The organism is Streptomyces sp. NPDC034099, assembly GCF_055575415.1.
This window is the reverse complement of the sequence record NZ_JBVISR010000003.1, coordinates 491,152-508,397: the sequence shown is the minus strand read 5'-3', so window position 1 is coordinate 508,397 and position 17,246 is coordinate 491,152. Positions and strand designations below refer to the sequence as shown.

General features: G+C 69.4%; 14 protein-coding genes and 5 pseudogenes. 11 read left to right on the top strand and 8 right to left on the bottom strand.

Translation table 11 applies throughout. The features are described from left to right. Positions 1 to 36 precede the first annotated feature (36 nt). Together ACZ56V_RS11325 and ACZ56V_RS11320 are read right to left on the bottom strand one after the other, a co-directional pair. Positions 37 to 1,084: pseudogene (locus tag ACZ56V_RS11325) on the bottom strand (cation:dicarboxylate symporter family transporter); the annotation flags it as partial. 38 nt (positions 1,085 to 1,122) lie between these two features. Beyond that, positions 1,123 to 1,464 (bottom strand): annotated as a pseudogene (locus tag ACZ56V_RS11320) (TetR/AcrR family transcriptional regulator); the annotation flags it as partial. A 314-nt stretch (positions 1,465 to 1,778) separates the two neighbouring features. On the opposite strand from ACZ56V_RS11320, the gene ACZ56V_RS11315 reads away from it, so the two are divergent. Further along, a complete protein-coding gene (locus tag ACZ56V_RS11315; protein ID WP_468941641.1) occupies positions 1,779 to 2,594 on the top strand; it encodes a class I SAM-dependent methyltransferase in 816 nt (271 codons plus the stop codon). Positions 2,595 to 2,723: 129 nt separating this feature from the next. Here ACZ56V_RS11315 and ACZ56V_RS11310 read toward each other — a convergent pair. Further along, positions 2,724 to 3,274, bottom strand: a pseudogene (locus ACZ56V_RS11310) (hypothetical protein). Positions 3,275 to 3,390: 116 nt separating this feature from the next. On the opposite strand from ACZ56V_RS11310, the pseudogene ACZ56V_RS11305 reads away from it, so the two are divergent. From ACZ56V_RS11305 to ACZ56V_RS11295, 3 genes and pseudogenes are all read left to right on the top strand, one after another. Beyond that, positions 3,391 to 3,596: pseudogene (locus ACZ56V_RS11305) on the top strand (IS5/IS1182 family transposase); the annotation flags it as partial. Between the two features lie 189 nt (positions 3,597 to 3,785). Continuing rightward, positions 3,786 to 3,923, top strand: a complete 138-nt coding sequence (locus ACZ56V_RS11300) for a hypothetical protein (protein ID WP_468941649.1) — start codon at positions 3,786 to 3,788, stop codon at positions 3,921 to 3,923. Next, positions 3,924 to 4,073: pseudogene (locus tag ACZ56V_RS11295) on the top strand (NAD-dependent epimerase/dehydratase family protein); the annotation flags it as partial. A gap of 266 nt (positions 4,074 to 4,339) precedes the next feature. On the opposite strand, the gene ACZ56V_RS11290 reads toward ACZ56V_RS11295, so the two are convergent. The 3 genes from ACZ56V_RS11290 to ACZ56V_RS11280 all read right to left on the bottom strand — a co-directional run bounded on the left by ACZ56V_RS11290 (position 4,340) and on the right by ACZ56V_RS11280 (position 7,341). Beyond that, the gene (locus ACZ56V_RS11290; protein WP_468941225.1) at positions 4,340 to 5,215 is read right to left on the bottom strand and encodes a glycosyltransferase family 2 protein; all 876 of its coding nucleotides are present in this window, start codon (positions 5,213 to 5,215) and stop codon (positions 4,340 to 4,342) included. A gap of 427 nt (positions 5,216 to 5,642) precedes the next feature. Further along, the gene (locus tag ACZ56V_RS11285; protein ID WP_468941222.1) at positions 5,643 to 6,485 is read right to left on the bottom strand and encodes an SDR family oxidoreductase; all 843 of its coding nucleotides are present in this window, start codon (positions 6,483 to 6,485) and stop codon (positions 5,643 to 5,645) included. Between the two features lie 91 nt (positions 6,486 to 6,576). Beyond that, positions 6,577 to 7,341, bottom strand: a complete 765-nt coding sequence (locus tag ACZ56V_RS11280; protein WP_467379329.1) for an SDR family NAD(P)-dependent oxidoreductase — start codon at positions 7,339 to 7,341, stop codon at positions 6,577 to 6,579. 245 nt (positions 7,342 to 7,586) lie between these two features. Between ACZ56V_RS11280 and ACZ56V_RS11275 the strand changes: the two genes are divergently transcribed. Together ACZ56V_RS11275 and ACZ56V_RS11270 are read left to right on the top strand one after the other, a co-directional pair. Further along, entirely contained in the window at positions 7,587 to 8,474 is an 888-nt protein-coding gene (locus tag ACZ56V_RS11275) for a helix-turn-helix transcriptional regulator (RefSeq protein ID WP_468941218.1), read from the top strand. 369 nt (positions 8,475 to 8,843) lie between these two features. Continuing rightward, positions 8,844 to 9,674 carry a M55 family metallopeptidase gene (locus tag ACZ56V_RS11270; protein WP_468941215.1) on the top strand — a complete coding sequence of 277 codons (831 nt, stop codon included), beginning with the start codon at positions 8,844 to 8,846 and terminating at the stop codon, positions 9,672 to 9,674. 468 nt (positions 9,675 to 10,142) lie between these two features. On the opposite strand, the gene ACZ56V_RS11265 is transcribed toward ACZ56V_RS11270, so the two are convergent. Further along, complete coding sequence (locus tag ACZ56V_RS11265; protein WP_468941212.1) at positions 10,143 to 10,676, bottom strand: EF-hand domain-containing protein; 534 nt, start codon at positions 10,674 to 10,676, stop codon at positions 10,143 to 10,145. Between the two features lie 330 nt (positions 10,677 to 11,006). Here ACZ56V_RS11265 and ACZ56V_RS11260 point away from each other — a divergent pair, with 330 nt between their 5' ends. The 4 genes from ACZ56V_RS11260 (at position 11,007) to ACZ56V_RS11245 (ending at position 15,206) form a co-directional block, all read left to right on the top strand. Continuing rightward, positions 11,007 to 11,762: a (5-formylfuran-3-yl)methyl phosphate synthase gene (locus tag ACZ56V_RS11260; RefSeq protein ID WP_468941209.1), complete on the top strand. Its 756-nt coding sequence runs from the start codon at positions 11,007 to 11,009 to the stop codon at positions 11,760 to 11,762. Between the two features lie 14 nt (positions 11,763 to 11,776). Further along, positions 11,777 to 12,880, top strand: a complete 1,104-nt coding sequence (locus tag ACZ56V_RS11255) for an NAD(P)-dependent alcohol dehydrogenase (protein ID WP_398910325.1) — start codon at positions 11,777 to 11,779, stop codon at positions 12,878 to 12,880. After that, positions 12,877 to 13,797 (top strand): class I SAM-dependent methyltransferase, encoded by a 921-nt coding sequence (locus ACZ56V_RS11250; protein WP_398909496.1) that lies wholly within the window; start codon positions 12,877 to 12,879, stop codon positions 13,795 to 13,797. The genes ACZ56V_RS11255 and ACZ56V_RS11250 overlap by 4 nt, the downstream gene beginning before the upstream one ends. Before the next feature lie 755 nt (positions 13,798 to 14,552). After that, the gene (locus tag ACZ56V_RS11245) at positions 14,553 to 15,206 is read left to right on the top strand and encodes a hypothetical protein (RefSeq protein WP_398909497.1); all 654 of its coding nucleotides are present in this window, start codon (positions 14,553 to 14,555) and stop codon (positions 15,204 to 15,206) included. Positions 15,207 to 15,374: 168 nt separating this feature from the next. Here the strand turns inward: ACZ56V_RS11245 and ACZ56V_RS11240 are convergent, their stop codons facing one another. Next, positions 15,375 to 16,334, bottom strand: coding sequence for an AraC family transcriptional regulator (locus ACZ56V_RS11240; protein ID WP_398909499.1), 960 nt, complete (start codon positions 16,332 to 16,334; stop codon positions 15,375 to 15,377). A gap of 113 nt (positions 16,335 to 16,447) precedes the next feature. Between ACZ56V_RS11240 and ACZ56V_RS11235 the strand changes: the two genes are divergently transcribed. Beyond that, positions 16,448 to 17,200, top strand: a complete 753-nt coding sequence (locus ACZ56V_RS11235; RefSeq protein WP_467379322.1) for an SDR family NAD(P)-dependent oxidoreductase — start codon at positions 16,448 to 16,450, stop codon at positions 17,198 to 17,200. Positions 17,201 to 17,246 lie beyond the last annotated feature (46 nt).

Genomic DNA, 17,246 nt, shown 5'->3' with positions numbered 1-17,246 from the left:
CGACGGTGCCCCGCTGCCGATCGGACGCCGCCGGGCCTTCGGTGAACGAGCCGGCCAGAACCCGCCGGGCCCGATCGAGGTCCAGTGAGTCTTCCCAGCGGGCGACGACCAGGGTGGCGACCGCGTTGCCGCAGAAGTTCACGAGGGCGCGGCACTCGGACATGAACTTGTCGATGCCGAAAACGAGCATGATGCCCGCGGCCGGGACATGCCCGACGGTCGACAGCGTCGCGGTCAGCGCGATGAACCCGCCGCCGGCCACGCCGGCCGCGCCCTTGGACGTCAGCAGCATCACCGCGAGCAGACCGAGTTGCTGGCCCACCGACAGCGGGGTGTCGGTGGCCTGGGCGATGTAGAGGGTGGCCAGGGAGAGGTAGATCGCCGCGCCGTCGAGGTTGAAGCTGTACCCGGTCGGCACGACGAGGCCGACGGTGGGCCGGTCGACTCCCATGAACTGCAGCTTGCGCATCAGTCCGGGCATCGCCGGCTCGGCCGTCGAGGTACCGAGGACCAGCAGCAGTTCCTCCTTGACGAAGCGCAGCAGCTGGAAGATCTTCAGCTTCACGTAGGCGGCCAGCACGGTGCCCAGCACGACCACCACGAAGAGGATCGAGGTGACGTAGAACAGCAGGATCAGGGAGCCGAGACTGGTCAGGGTCGACAGGCCGAACTTGCCGATCGCGAAGGCCATCGCCCCGAAGGCACCGAGCGGGGCCGCCTTCATCACGAACGACATGACCTTGAAGACCACCTCAGTCAACCGGTTCACGGACGCGATGATGGGCTCCCCCGCCTGGACCACCATCTTCAGCGCGATACCGAAGAGCACCGCCAGGAAGATGACCTGGAGGATGTCACCCTCGACGAACGCGCCGAAGAAACTGTCCGGGACCAGGTTCGTCAGGAACTCCCACCAGTGCTGGTGTTCACCCTTCTCGATGTACTGGCCGGCGTCACCGGAGGCATCCAGCTCGCCCACGTCGGTGTGAACGCCCTCGCCGAGCGGGAACAGGTTGATGGCGACGAGCCCGGCGGCCATGGCCACGACGGTGCCGATCTGGAAGTAGGCGAGCGACCCATCACCCAGGCGACGGAAAACGCCGCCAGGAACAGATCGAAACCGGTCACCGAAAGGCGTGCCTGCCCTGCGCGCTGCGCGGCCCGCACGTACTCGTCGGTGGTGACGACGAGGTGGTCACAGGGCAGGGTGAGCGGATTGTCCGGCTCCTGCGCTCTGGCGGCGGCGATGAGCGGTTCGGGCAGCCCGTTGAAGGCGCTGAAGTACTCCTCGACGTCCCTCAGCCACTGGCGCAACGCCTCGCCGGCGTCGTCGAGTCGGGCGATCTCTTCCCGGCGGGCGACCAGTTCCTCCGAGCGCGTCTGCAGCACGGCCGCCAGCAGAGCCTCCCTGGTGGGGAAGTGCCGGTACAGCGTGCCGGGACCGACCCCAACCTCTTTGGCCACCGCCTCCAGGGAGGTGCCGACCCCGTACTTCGGGAAGTGGGGCTGCGCCGCTTTCCAGGAGGGCAGCCCGCTTGCGCTGCACGTCCGCACGGGGCTTGCGGCCCTGGCCTTCGGCGCTCATCCGCTTCTCCCTGAGCAATGCGACCCCCGGACAATAGAACGGAGGCCAACTCCGTATGCTCTGGTCCACTTCGTGTGGGCGCGTACAGAAGCCGGCTGGCTGCGCTTGAAGCGAGCTCCTCTCATCAGGCTTCTTGGGATCGGTCGTCTAGGCTGGCGCGGTGACCGAGCAGGAGTGGGTGCAGCCGTCGGGAGTGTGGGCCACGGCGGTGGGGGTGGCCAGGGTGCGGGCGCTGGAGACCGAGCGGGAGAACGCACTGTTCCGCGACCCGCTGGCACAGGCCTTCGCCGCCGCCGGCGGCCTATGGCCCTCCTCGTCGCCGCTGCCCGATGACGAGGCCGCACGCCGCCGCCGGCTGGCCGTGTCGCTCTCCATCGTCATCAGGACGAAGTTCCTCGACGACCTGTTGCAGCGGGCCTCCGCGTCCGGGGTCCGGCAGGTCGTACTGCTCGGCGCCGGCATGGACAGCCGGGCCTTCCGGATGAACTGGCCCGAAGGTACCCGGCTCTTCGAGGTCGACACCGCCGCGCCACTGGCCTTCAAGGCGTCGGTACTGCGCCAGGAGCGGGCCGTCGCACGCTGCGAGCGGATCACCGTCGCGGTGGACCTGCGTGAGGACTGGCCGGACGCACTGGCCGCCGCGGGTCACGACCCGGCCGTGCCGACCGCGTGGATCGCCGAAGGACTACTGATCTATCTGCCCGAGGACGCGGTGGAGCTACTGCTGGCCCGGATCAGCGCGCAGTCGGCGGCAGGTAGTTGGATGGGCCTGACATTGGGCTCGCGCGGCGTGGTTGAACGCTTCGGCGCGGACGCCGAGCCGGGATCGGCGGCGTCCATGTGGGTCTCGGAGATGCCCGACGACCCGGTGGGCTGGCTGGCCGGGCACGGCTGGGACGCCGACAGCCACACCCTGCGCGAGCGCGCCGCCGCCTACGGCCGCCCGATCAGCACCCCGCCGCAGCGCGAGGAGCGGCCCGGCGGACTGATCTCGGCGGTCCGCCGATAGAGAGCTCGATGACTACGAGCCCTACTCGACCAACGTTGGCCGGAAGGCTGCACCAACGCCCGGAAAGAGCGGTGTCCCGCAAAGATCTTGGCTCCGAGCGCGCAGCAACCTGAGGAGCCGGCGAGATGCTTAGCCGGTGGTTCGTGAGGCGTCCAGGAACCGGGCGAAGTCGGCGAGCGTGCGGAAGTCGTTCTCCCGTAGGCCAATCCGCGGGTTGACGTGGTGCAGGAGCCCGTGGCCTTGGTGGCGAGCAGTCACGTACGCCCGATCCAACTCACTCTGCTCGTCGTCCACCCATGCGAAAGGACGGCCGTCTGCGTAGTCCACCAGCGATCCGGTCTTCCAGTGGACTCCATCAGGGCGTTCCTGGAGCAGGACGTCGCCGAAGTCCACGAAGGGAAGTTCCGGGAGGCCGAGGATCGGTGCGATCCACCGGTTGGCGTCGTCCATCCACGTGGTGGCCCAGCACAGCTCGAAGCCGAGCTCGAGCAGGATTCTTCCGTGATCCGGATTGAGCCAGACCCGCAGGTGGCGCCGTCGGGACGAAAGGCCCCTGTCGTCCTGATGGGCGTCGTTCCGGGGGACTCTGAGTGTGGTGTAGCCGTCGGGACGCGTCTCCGGCTTGGCTGCATAGGATTGAGTGGCCCGTCCACGTCGAGGAACAGCAGCGGTCGGTTCACGGTTCCCCCGGATCTTGCGTACTGTGGACTGCCCCGATCAGCGCAACTGCGGGATTGCCCTGGCACGTCACCAACCACCTCCGCCCCTGTTCGCACTCCAGCCTCGCAAGCGGTTCGCCAAGGCCGCCGTCGGCAAGACCCTCGCAATCGCCGACGCCGACTACCCGGGCACCGGACTCGTCGTCCCGCACCGCCGACAGCGCGGTCGGAGCGAACCCCCGGCTTGGAAGGAGGAGCACAACCGCTCCTACAGCAGGTCCGGTCCCGCGTTGAGCACGCCATGCTCGTCATCGCCCGGATGCACAACCTCGCGCTCATCGGAAAGACAAGCGGGTCGCACGGCCGCCCAATGTGCCCGAGGCGACTTCAAGATCCTTACGGGAAGCCCCTACTCGGCCCCCCGCCCGCCGTCAGCCCGGGCCGTCATGCGGTGGATCCTCACCCGCCCCGACGGCCTGCCCGAAGGCGACCGGTTCCGTCCCGGTTCGGGGAAGGGCGGCGGCTGCTGTCGGTGTACGCGAGCACCAAGGCCTTCGGCGAAGTCCAGACCGAGCTGGTCCTGCGCCCGGCCGGGGTCTCCTACAGCGTGGTGCGCTACTTCTCAGTCTGCGGCCAGCCGCAGGTCATCAAACCCGGCAACCACTCGTAGGTGCTCGCGTGGTCCGCGGCCCGCGCCGCTGCCGGGCTCCCCCTGCACCTCAAAGATGGCGGCCGCCAATTCCGCGACTTCGTCCATGTCGACGACATCGCGGAGGGCACCCTGCGTGCCCTCACCGAGCCCGCCACGGACAGGAGGACGGTCGACATCGGCACCGGACGCCCCACCACGATCCGCACGGTCACCGACCTCGTCGCCACACACCTCCCCGGCACCCGTGTGGTGGAGACACCGATGCCGCCGGGCGATCCCCTGGGCGGCTGCGTCGACACCACCCTGATGCAACGGGTCCTGGACTGGCAGCCCGCCATCAGCGTCGAGGGCGGAGGCGCCCGGTACGTCCGCCTGCTGAAGGGCACGCCCAACGCTCTGCCCGGCCGGCCGCGCCAGGAAGCAGGGCAGCGCGCCTATATGACCGGCGGGCGGCCCAGGCGCGTCATCCGTGCCACGGTCGCCCACCGCATCGGCCGCCGCGGGCCGCCCGACTCACGGACACCCTCGGCGAACCCGCCCGCCCATGCCCGCCATCCGTCCCACGACCGCGTCCGCACCGCTGTCAGCAGGGCCCACACTCCGAGATAGGCCGGGACCAGAGGCGCGGGCAGATGCCGTTTCGCCAGCCACACCCGGTTGCGGGCCGTCATCCGGTAGTAGACCGCGTGCCGGGCCGGTGACGTCCACGGGTGCTGCAGCAGCAGCGACGGCTCGTACACCACCCGCCACCCGTCATCCAGCGCCCGCCAGGCCAGATCTGTCTCCTCATGGGCGAAGAAGAACTTCTCGGGCCAGTCACCGATCCGTTCCAGCATGCGCATCGACAGCCCGTGCCCGCCCCCCAGGAACGTTGTCACCTCCCCGGCCCGCATCGGGTCCTTCGACCGCAGCCGCGGCACGTGCCGTCGCTGCGTACGACCGCGCTCGTCGGCGATCCGGAACGACACGATCCCCAGCCGCTCATCGGCCTCGTACATCGAGGCCAGGTGGACGAACACACCGGTGTCCACGAGCAGTCCGTCGTCGTCCAGGTCGACGACGACGTCCACGTCGCCACACGCCCGCAGATGCTCGATGGCCACGTTCCTGCCGCCGGACACCCCCAGGTTCTCCTCCAGCTCCACCCCGTGCACGCCTGCGGGCAGCTCCGGCAGCGGGCTGCCGTTGCCCACCACCACGATCCGCGTGGCCGGCAAGGTCTGCCGCGCCACCGACTCCAGCAGCGCCTGCAGCTCCGCGGGCCGGTTGCCCATGGTCAGGACCGCAATCCCCAAGCGTGGACGACTCACAGGTGAACTCCGATCGACTTCCGATCGACGCAGCCTACCGGCCGGCCACCCCCTTTCCGCGGCACCGACAGGAGACCACCGCGCGACGACCAACCGGCCGACCCTCCCTCAACCCCGTACGCCGCCTGGACTTCAGCAACCTGACCGCCTGGCTGAACCAGCGGCCCAACCTCCACACGCAGACCGTGAAGACCGCCCCGCCCCTTCCACCCCACCGAGATCAGCAGTGACGAGGCGAGGCTTCCGCGTGCTGTCGGTCGGTGAGGGGCTCTCCAACCAGGTAGTGCCGTCGCCGACCACAAGGCGGACCAGCGCGGCGGCCAGGTGGGGCGGTTCAGTCGGCGGCTCGATCGTGTTGAGGTTGACATCGCCGGTGAACCGCCCGGCCGGGGCCTGCACGAGGGCGCACGACTGGTGGGACCGCCGCTCAGGCAGCATCGTCGTGGCCGAGGTTGCCGCCCAGCTCACGAGAGGCTTCGACCTGGGCGAGAAGCTCCTGGGCCTTGGCCGTGACGCCCTCGATGGCGTCGGCGCCGGCGATGAAGCGCAGCGGCGGCCGGCCCTGGCCAGCGAGGGTCAGCAGGGCATGGGCGAGCTTGGCGGGGTCTCCGGGCTGCTGTCCGTTGATGCTCTTCCAGGCTTCGACCGTGGCGGTGGTGCGCTCGGCGTAGTCGTCGATGGTCGGCTCGGGCCAGGTGGTGGAGGCGTCCACGAGCAGTTCGGTGCGGAAGTAGCCGGGCTCCACGATCGTGGTGCGGATTCCGTACGGCTTGATGTCGTGGTGCAGGGCTTCCATCCAGCCCTCGACTGCGAACTTGGACGCCGCGTAGGCGGAGGTGAACTCCGTGCCCACCTGACCGGCGAGCGAGGAGATCGTGATGACGTGGCCGTCACGCTGAGCGCGCATGACGGGCAGGACGGCGCGGGTGACGTTCATCGGGCCGAAGAGATTGGTGTCCAACTGCCGGCGCATGTGCTCCGGGGAGATCTCCTCGAAGTAACCGGCGAAGAAGTTCCCGGCGTTGTTGATCAGCACGTCGATACGGCCGAACCGGTCGACGGCGGCCTGCGCGGCCGCCTGCGCGTCGTGCAGGCTGGTGACGTCCAGCTTGGTGGCGAGCAGGTTGTCCTGCGGGCCGCCCAGGATCTTCTCGACCTCCTCGGGTCGCCGGCCGGTGGCGACGACCCGATGCCCGACCGCGAGGGCCTGGCGGACGATGTCCGTGCCCAGACCGCGTCCGGCACCGGTGATGAAAATGACCTTGCTCATGAGGGGTTCCTTTCGGGTTCCGTAGGCGGGACCCGGTGGGTAGAGGGAGTCAGCGGGTTGTGCCGGCCAGGCTGTGCCTCCGTGGAAGGGCTCAGGCCTGTTCGGTGGGCATGATCCACAGTTCGCCGATGGCGGCGTGGCGGGGACGGGTGACCATGTAGGCCACGCCGTCGGCGATGTCCTCGGCGGCCAGGACCTCGGTCCCCTCGAAGTAGGGGTCGATCAGCTCGCCGCGGACCTCGGGCTTGTTGTGCGTACCCAGTTCGCTCTGCACGGCGCCCGGCTCAAGGACACCGACGCGTACGTGGCGCTGGGTGACCTCCTGGCGCAGGGACTCGGTGAAGGCGTGCACGCCGAACTTGGTGGCGTTGTAGACGCCGAAGCCCTTGCTCGCCACACGGCCGGCGACAGAGCCGATGTTGACGATGTCGGCGACCTTACGCGGGTCCTGTTCTGCCGCCTCCAGGAGGTGCGGCAGGGCGGCGCGAGTGGTGTAGAGCAGGCCCTGAACATTGATGGCGATCATGCGGTCCCACTCCTCGGCGTCCGCGCCGACGACGGGTCCCAGGAGCATCAGACCGGCGTTGTTGACCAGGGTGTCCAGTCGTCCGAACCGCTCGACGACCTGCTGTACGGCGTCCCCGGCCTGGGTGCGGTCGGTGATGTCCGCTTCCACCACCGTGGCGGTGCCACCCGTCTGCTCGATCTCAGCGGCAAGAGCGTCCAGACGGTCCTTGCGGCGGGCCACGAGCGCCACCGAGGCGCCCTGCTCGGCCAGCCGGCGGGCGGTGGCGGCGCCGATGCCGCTGCTCGCACCGGTGACGAGCGCGACGGTACCGGTCAGTATCGGCCTCATGAAGGGTGTCCTCTTCTCCAGACGTCACGGCGTGAGGGGGAAGGGCGGACAACGGCAGTGACGATCTCCTGCGCGCCGTTAGAGCGCGTACTTCGCGAATGATCAGTGCCGTGCACCGGCCCGCTATCCAGGCAACCACCCGCGAAGGTCCCGTGGAGCACTCAAAAGGGCACCGCTCTTCCGGGGGTCTGCCAGTACCCCTTTCAGCATGCTGACCTGCTGGTTACCGCCGTACCGTGGACCGTATGGACCGCAGCAGCGAGATCCGCGAGTTCCTGCGCACCCGCCGCGCCCGGATCACCCCCGAACAGGCCGGCCTCGCCCCGCACGGCGGCCCTCGCCGCGTACCGGGACTGCGCCGCGAGGAAGTGGCGCAGCTCGCCGGCGTCAGCGTCGACTACTACATCCGCCTGGAACGGGGCCGCACCCAGGGCGTCTCCGAAACCGTCCTGGAGGCCGTCGCCCGCGCCCTGCACCTGGACGACACCGAACGCGCGCACCTCTTCGACCTCGCCCAGCCCACCGCCACCCGGACCCGCCGCCGACGCCCCCTCGCCCCCCAGCGGGTCCACCCCGTCCTGTACCGGACCTTGGACTCGCTCAGCGTCCCCGCCGTGGTCCAGGGACGACGTACAGACGTGCTGGCCGCCAATCGGCTCGCCCACGCTCTTTACACCGACTTCGAGGCCCGGCCCCGCCGTGAGCGCAACTTCGCCCGCTTCGTCTTCCTCGACGAGGCCGCTCGTGCGTTGTACGCCGACTGGGAGCGGGTCGCCGGCGACTGCCTGGCCATGCTGCGCCTGTACGCCGGACGCCACCCCGACGACCCGCAGCTCACCGAACTGATCGGGGAGCTGTCCCTGCACAGCGACATCTTCCGCCGCATGTGGGCCGACCACGACGTCCAAGCCCACACCAGCGGCACCAAACGCCTCCACCACCCGCTCGTCGGCGACCTCACCCTCGACTACCTCGTCCTGGCCGTCGAAGGCGACCCCGAACAGACCCTCACCATCTACACCCCCGAACCCGCCTCCCCGTCCGCCGAAGCGCTCGACCTCCTCGCCAGCTGGACCGGGACCTCGGCCACGGGGCCGGACACCCGCGAAGAGAAGACCGACTCAGCCGGCTGACCACGAGTGGCAGGCACGCTCGTCTGGGTAGTGGGAAGGCAGCGTTCCGGCCCTGTGCTATTCAGTGACTTCGCCGGCCGCGCGGTAGTCCGCCCAATCCTGCGCGTACCTAGCCCACCTGTGTGCGTCACCACCTCGCGCGCGGGGGTGGACCGCTGGCGGTCCATAGCGTGTTCGTAGGGCCAGCGCGTGGGTCGGGTCGCGCAGCCGCGCCGCCCTCGGACGGCGGGACCGTCGTCTGGCGGGAATGGCCGATCTCGGTACGGTCGGATACGCCCGTCACAACGGTCATGCGTGACGAGCCGGTGAAGGAACCTCAGGAGGCGTGGCAGGCGTCCCCTGAGCGATCAAGCTAAAGGAGTCTTCACCATGCGGATCTACATCAGCGCGGACATGGAAGGCGTCACTGGACTCGTCGACGCTGACGATGTCCAGCCCGGCGGCCGGGACTACGAGCGTGGACGGTTGATGATGGCGCAGGACGTCAACGCAGCCGTCCGAGGGGCTGTCGCGGCCGGCGCCACCGACATCACCGTCAACGACGCTCATGGTCCGATGCGCAACATCCTTCCGGAGGCCCTGCACCCGGCAGCTCGTCTGATCCGCGGCAAGCCCAAGCACATGGGCATGCTCGAAGGCCTCTTGCCCGAGCATGACGCCATGGTCTGCGTCGGGTACCACTCCCGGGCCGGTGCCGTCGGAGTGCTGAGCCACAGCTTCATGGGGCACGAGATCGAAGACATGTGGCTGGACGGCCGGCCGGTGGGCGAGATCGGCTTGGCCCACGCCACTGCGGCGGCCATCGGCGTCCCGGTAACGGTCCTTACCGGCGACGACTGCGCCTGCGAGGAGATGACGGAATGGGATGCCTCTGTTACTACCGTGGTGGTGAAGCGTGCGCGGGATCGATTCTCGGCGGATCTGTACCCAACTGAGGAGGCACAGGGGGCCATTGAAGAGGCGGTCGCCACCAGCCTCTCCACCCGGCGGACGCCTTCAGCGGTACCTTCCGGTCCGTCCACCCTCGCGGTCCGCTGGCAGTCGGCATCCGTCGCCTCCACCCTCCTGGGAATTCCAGGGGTCACTTCGAAGGACACGCGGATCGTCCAGGCTCAGGGAAATCTGCCTGCCCTCTACCGGCTGTTCGGGGTGTGGATGCGAGTAGCGGCTTCCCTGACCAACCAGCCGCCGTACTGCTGACCCGCCAGCGGCCTTTCGGCGCGGCTGCCAGCCGGCCTCCGGCTGGTGATGATCGGGCCAGGTTGGTCAGAAGGGGTGTGCGGCATCTTGAGGTGGCGCCCGCCGTGAGCGGGCATGCACTCGTTCGTCCGCTCCCCCATCAGGCAGGCACGCTCCCGGCTGCGGCTGTCGACCCGAGACCGGGCGCCTGTGAGGTCAACCCGTCGCCGATGGGCTGACGGCACTGGCCTGTGGCCTCGGGGACATCAGGCGAGTCGGCCGCGCGCGACGCGCAGGATCTGGCCGGCTCGCGGGACGTGCTGCCTACTTCGTCGCACATTCTCGGGGCTCGCCGGCATCGGCTCCGGCACCGCCCGCACCACCGCGCGCTCATCACCGCGGTGCCGGGCGGTGTCGGGCGGTGACCATCGCCGTTCTGCTCGCACAGACCGTGGAGCCCGGTTGGCACGGAGCGTGCCCCGGGCCGGGTCAGGCTGTCGGGGCGGCCGCCAGCAGGTCCGCGGGGACGCCACCCTTGTCGGGCGCGTAGTAGTTCTTGATCTCGGCCTCCCAGACGTCCACCCGGATCCGGTCGTCGGCGTCGGGTCCGAACGCGTTGAACAGGGCCTCGATGTTGGGCAGGTCGAAGCCGACTCCCCTCATCATTCCGACGAACACCGGGCGCGTGACGGTGCCGCTGCCGTCCACGTCACCGAAGCGCGCGAAGCCCGCCGCGAACGCGTCCACGGCGCCGCTGAAGCGTTCCGGTGACAGGACGCACTCCTGGAACTCGTCATAGGTGATCCGACCGTCGCGGTTGGTGTCGAGTTCCTTGGCCAGCGTCTCCCAGTAGCGCTGGAAACCGGCGCGCATCGCCTTGGTGCCGGCCTCGTCGGCGTCGGGCACCGCCGCGGCCACCCGGTCACTCATGAGCCTGAAGTCGTCGGCTTCCAGGACCCCGTTGCCGTCGGCGTCGAACAGGGTGAAGACCAGTTTCACGCGTGTGACTGCTTCGGTGCGCATGTGTATGTGCCCTTCTTGAGTCCGGGAGACGGCCGTGTGTGTCAGCCGAGCAGCAACTATGCGGGCCTGCGGGCCCGGTGTCCCGGGAAGACTGGCTGGTCAACATAAAGAGTGAAGATGGCGCCACGCCGGCATGAACGTGACGCGGAGCCGGTTGAACCGGCGCGCACGGCGCATTGGTTACGGGGGTAGCACCTCCCTCGGTTCTCGCGCGCCCTACCGGTGGTCGCGGGCGGCCGCTGATGATGAGCAGACCGCAAAAGACGCAAGCGCGTTCGCACGCTCCGGCCTGCTTCCCGGGCACTGGGGGGTGTGCGGGAAGGAGTCACGTTGTTACTTCTGATCTCCCCGGACAGCGTCGAGGAAGCCCTCGAGTGCGCGAAGGCGGCGCAGCATCTCGACATCGTCGATGTGAAGCGACCCGAGGAGGGCTCGCTCGGCGCCAACTTCCCGTGGGTCATCAAGGACATCCGGGGAGTGGTCCCCGCCGACAAGCCGGTGTCCGCCACCGTCGGCGACGTGCCGTACAAGCCAGGCACCGTGGCGCAGGCGGCCCTCGGCGCGGTTGTCTCGGGAGCCACGTACATCAAGGTCGGGCTGTACGGGTGCACGACGCCCGCGCAAGGTGCCGAGGTCATGCAAGGGGTCGTCAGAGCGGTGAAGGACCACCGGCCGGACGCCTTCGTCGTCGCCTCGGGCTACGCCGACGCCCACCGCATCGGCTGCGTCAACCCGCTCGCGCTCCCCGACATCGCCCTGCGATCGGGCGCCGACGCGGCGATGCTCGACACCGCGATCAAGGACGGGACACGGCTGTTCGACCATGTGCCCGTGGAGGTTTGCGCGGAGTTCGTGCGGCGGGCCCATGAAGCCGGACTCCTCGCCGCTCTCGCGGGCAGCGTGAAGGTCAGCGACCTCGGTGCGCTGACCCGCATCGGCACGGACATCGTGGGTGTGCGGGGAGCGGTCTGCGAGGGCGGTGACCGCAACGCCGGCAGGATCCAGCCCCAGTTGGTCGCCACCTTCCGCGCGGAGATGGACCGGCACGCCAGGGAGCAGGCGGCCGCCGCCGTCGCCGCGGGCTGACCGCTGCCATGTCGATGAAGTTCGACGCGGCGGTTCTGCGTTCCTCAGAAGGCCGGTTCTCGGTCGAGGAAGTGCTGCTGCACACAGGACCCGACGCCGACGAAGTACTGGTGCGGATCGCGGGCTGCGGGATGTGCCGCACCGATCTTGCCGTCCGGCGACCGGACAGCCGCTCACCGCTGCCGGCGGTGCTCGGTCACGAAGGTGCCGGGACCGTGGTGGAGACGGGCGGGCCCCACACCGGCCTGGCCACCGGCGACCACGTCGTCCTGAGCTTCGACTCCTGCGGCCGCTGCCCGAACTGCCAGGGCGCCGCCCCCGCCTACTGCGACTCGTTCGCCGAGCTCAACCTGTTCGGCGGGCGCAAGGAGAACGCCGCCAGGTTCACCGACGCGGCGGGAGAAGGCCTGGCCCCGCGCTGGTTCGGCCAGTCCTCGTTCGCCGAGTACGCGCTGGTGCCGGCCCGCAACGCCGTACGGGTCGACCCCTCCCTTCCCATCGCACTGCTCGGGCCACTGGGCTGCGGATTCCTCACCGGCGCCGGGGCAGTCCTCAACTCCTTCGGCGCGGGGCCGCACGACACCGTGGCCGTCTTCGGCGCGGGTGCGGTGGGCCTGGCCGCGATCATGGCCGCCACGGCTGCCGGAGCGCTGACCGTGGCGGTCGACCAGTACCCCGAACGGCTCGCCCTCGCGGAGCGCTACGGCGCGATACCCCTGCCCGTCACGACATCCGACCTGTCCGCCCGCATCCGCCGACTGACCGACGGCGGCGCGCACTACGCCCTGGACACCACGGCAGTCCCCTCACTGATCAACGACGCGCTGTGGTCCCTGCGCCCGACCGGCCAACTCGGCCTGATCGCACGGCTGCACACCACCTTGCCGATCGAGCCGGGAGCGCTGGACCGCGGCAGGCGCATCTCACACATCTGCGAGGGGGACGCCGTGCCGGGCCTGCTCATCCCGCGGCTGATCGGCCTGTGGCAGGCAGGCCGGTTCCCATTCAGCGAGCTGATACGTACGTACCCGCTCACCGACATCAACGAAGCCGAACGCGACTGCCAAGCGGGCCGCGTCATCAAACCCGTCGTGGTCCCGCGGGAGCGGAGCCGATGAGCACATCCGTCAACGGAGGAAGCGTGGTCGGAACAACGGAGCACGACACCGGCGTCACGAGCGGAGTGGGAAGGACCGCACTCCTGGTCGCCGCCGCACGAGCCATCGAAACGTATCGCGACGACAGTCTCGCCCAGGATGTCTTCGCGGAACACTTCGTGCTCGCCGCGCCGGCCTCCCACGGCTGGCCGACCCGCTTGCGCCAGGTAGCGGACGGGGACGCGAACCCGCTGTGGGGACGCTTCGCCCGCTACTTCGGCCTGCGGACGAGGGTCCTCGACGACTTCCTCCTCCAGTCGGCACACACGACTGACGCCCGCCAAGTCATCCTGCTCGGCGCGGGGTTGGACACGCGCGCCTTCCGGCTCGACTGGCCTCCCGGCACCGTCTTCTTCGAGATCGACAGGGAGGAGGTGCTGGCCTTCAAACACAAGGTGCTCGACGGCCTGTCGGCCACCCCAAAGGCGGCGCGCGTCCCGGTCCCGGTGGATCTGCGCGCCGACTGGGTCACGGCGCTCGCCGCCTCCGGATTCGACCCGGCCGCACCGAGCGTCTGGCTCGCCGAAGGGCTGCTGTTCTACCTCCCCGCCGTCGCCGAGTCAGCCCTCATCGCACAGGTGGACCGGTTGAGCGCGCACGGCAGCGCCCTGGCCTACGAGGTCAAACTCGAACCTGACCTGATGACCTACCGCGACAGTCCCCTCTACGTCGCGACGACCCAGCAGATCGGCATCGACCTACTCGGCCTGTTCGCGAAGGAACCGCGCCCCGACTCCGCCGGCGCGCTGGCGAGCAACGGCTGGTCCACATCGATCCATACTCCCTTCGAATTCACCCACCTCCACGGACGCGGCCCACTCCCCGAGGAGAACGACGCCTTGGCGGGCAACCGGTGGGTGTTCGCGAACAGACCCTGAGTTCTAGGAGGCCCGGACCCGATCCGCCGAACGAACGCGGGTACTTCCATACGGGTCCGGTCCACGCCGGTGAGGAACTCGGTGACCGGTGTGTCCGTGGTGCATCGCGGGCGGAAGCGTCACCGAACGGTCCTGCGAGGAATCAAGGACACCCTGCTCCAAAGCCGGCAGGGCAATGGACGGCACCTGCGCGGCCTGTTCAGCGAAAGGGTCGGGCTGGCGCCCAAGCGCTTCGCCCTCCTCCCGAGGGGCCCCGCCCCGCCCCGCCCCCGAAGCGTGCACTTCTCCGTGCCGTGATGGGTAGGATCACGCCGCACGCCAAGCGGCCGGTTTGAGCCACGCCGCGCACGGCACAGACGGAAATATCGGGGGCGCACGGGATGAGTACGTACGGCAATGGTCAGTGGAGTCCGGCGGGCGGACCCGGGTACGGCCCGGGTGGGCAGCCCGGCCCCGGTCCCGGCCCTCAGCCTTACCCCGGAAGCGGACCCCACCCGTACACCGGCGGCCCCGGCGTGGGGCCCTACCCACCGCAGCCCGCCCCCGTACCGCCGCAAGGGTTTCCGGGACATCCGCAGGGCTGGGGTCCGTACCCGCCGCAACCGCACGGCGGTGGCCCGCGACCGCCGTTCCCGCGACCGCCCCGGCCGCCGCTGGCGCGCGGGCAGCGGATTTTCAGGTGCGTCTACAACCCGTTCTACGCCGCCCGGCGCGCCTTCCGCCCCTCGCGCCCGGACGCCGTGGAGGACCTGACGGTGCGCAAGATCCAGATGTGGCGGACCGGGCTCGGCGTCGCCGCCTGGCTCGTGCTGGTCATGTCGTACAAGCCGGTCGACACCGCCAAGGGCGCCAACGCCGCCGCCAGCGACAAGTTCGACCAGAGCTGGACCAGCACACTCCTCCTCGTGTGCGCTTTCCCGTTCGTGATCGCCCTGTTCGCGTTCGCCGCGCAGGGCACGTTGCGCCGGCTCTACCTGCGACGGTCCCTGAAGCCCTTCGGAGCGGTGGCGGCTCTGATGGGGTCCATGGCCACCTTCCCCCTCGCCGTCGCCCCCGACCCGGCGACCAGTGGCTTCCGTGACGCCATCGGGATTCCCGGCATGGTCGTCCTCATCGCCCTCTGCACGTGGTCGCTGGGATTCGCCCTGTACGGGATCGCGCTCTGCCTCAACCACGTCTTCCGCACCGCCGACATCCACGAGGTGCTGCCGCCGGTTCTCGCCACCGTGCTGGCGTGGGTGATGGCCGCCCTCGACATGATCAACAACGCGAACGCCGAGGTTCCCGCCCTTGCCCGGATCGTGTTTCTGCTCGGAGCTCCGGTATCGGTGACGGTGCTGTCGTGCTGGGAGCTGTACCGGCTGCGGAAGTACCACAACCTGTCCGTGCGACAGGCCCTCGGCCGCTAGGTGGACGAAGCGAGGAGCATGGCTTCGTGCAGTGGGGGTTATACCCCTGGCTCGGTCCAGTCCCGCAGACGCCGCCACGGATGACCCCCGAGCAGCTGATCCGTTCGGCCGGACGTCCACCTAAGAGACGCTTTTGCGCAGGGACATGGACCGAGCTGGACGTCTCCTTCAGTCTCCGTTCGCGGCTGAGTTCGCCGGCTGCCGTGCCTGGTTGCGGAACTGTGCGGGCGATGAGCCGACCACACGGCGGAACGCGGTGCTGAACGCGCTCTCGGACTGGTAGCCCGTGGCCCGTGCGAGTTCGGAGATCGACAGGGTGTCGCGGGCGAGGGCGTCGCGCGCGAGGCTCATGCGCCATTGGATCAGGTACTCCAACGGCGGGACCCCGACATGGGTCTTGAATGCCTGGGCGAACGCGGAGCGCGACATGTGGCTGATCCCCGCGAGTTCCTTGAGGCTCCAGGGGTGGCCCACGTCCGCATGCACGGCACGCAGGGCGGCACCGATGCCGTCCTCGTTCAGGGCGCCCAGCCAGCCGGTGGGCCGGTCGGTCTGACCGGCGTGCGCGCGCAGCATGTGCACGAGCAGGATCTGCGCGAGGTGGTTCTGCACCAGCGGGCCGCCGGCGGCGGCGATCCCGACCTCGGTGGCCAGGAGATCGATCAGCTGCGCGAGCCGCCCGCCATGAGGATCGCCCACGCGGACGATCACCAGCGGCGGCAGAAGGTCCGTCAGGAGGGCCGCGTTCTGGTCGTCGAACGCGATGTGCCCGACGCAGAGGTAGAGGTCCTTCTCGGACTTGGGGCCGATGCGCACGAACCCGTCCTCGGCCTCCGCCCACACGTGCTCCGCAGGGCGCGGACTGGCGTCTAGGGTGCTGGCCAGCACGTAAGGCGGCGGGTTGCCCAGCATGAAGGTGTCTCCCTCATGCAGGAGCACCGGCTCGTGCCCATCGAGGATCAACCAGCACGTACCGCGGACGAGGCCACCGATCCGCACGTGCAAGAACGTGTCGAAGCGCAACGCCCACTCGCCCACGGCCCGGAGACTGGGCCCGATCACCGTGCGGGGCCGGAGCAGGCCGATCGCGTCAGCCACTGGATCCCGGAATCCGAGCACCGACGACACCTCCTGGACGATACGTAAAGAATCCTGGACCCAGCGTCATTGATCATACTCCGCTGTTTCCGCAGTATCGGTGTCGGACGGATCGGTATCGAGAGGGTGAAGGAGTCGTCCGCATGGGACAGCTGGAAGGCAAGACGTCGGTGGTCACGGGGGGCAGTACCGGTATCGGTCTGGCCACCGCCGTTCGGCTGGCGGAGGAGGGTGCGTACGTGTTCGTCACCGGTCGGCGCGAGGCCGAGCTGGAGGCCGCGGTCAAGACCATCGGCGCGGACCGGGCCGCGGCGGTCGCGGGTGACATCTCGAAGCCGGAGGACCTGGACCGCCTGTACGAGGCGGTCCGGGCGCGGGGCAGGGGGTTGGACGTGCTGGTGGCGAACGCGGCGGTCGGTGCGTTCGTGACGCTGGAGCACACCACCGAGGAGCACTTCGACCAGACTTTCGACGTCAACGTCCGAGGCACACTGTTCACCGTGCAGAAGGCGTCGCCGCTGCTCAACGACGGAGCCTCGGTCGTCCTGGTCGGTTCGACGGCCGCCGACCGCGGAGTAGAGGCGTTCGGCGCGTACGCGGCGTCGAAGGCGGCCGTGCGGTCCTTCGCGCGGACGTGGTCCAGCGAGCTCAAGGACCGCGGGATCAGGGTCAACGTGGTCTCGCCGGCCTGGATCGAGACTCCCGGGGGCACCGCCGCCTTCGGTGACGAGGAGACCGCCCGGGCCGTCAAGGAACAGGTCGCCGCGACAGTGCCCAAGGGCCGCTTCGGTCAGCCCGAGGAGGCCGCCGCAGTCGTGGCTTTCCTGGCCTCGGAACAGAGCAGCTACGTCGTGGGCGCGAACATCTACGTCGACGGCGGCGAGAACCAGACCTGAGCGGTACCTGCGGCGTCCCGGCCGGACCGGACTGCCGTCGCGGTCG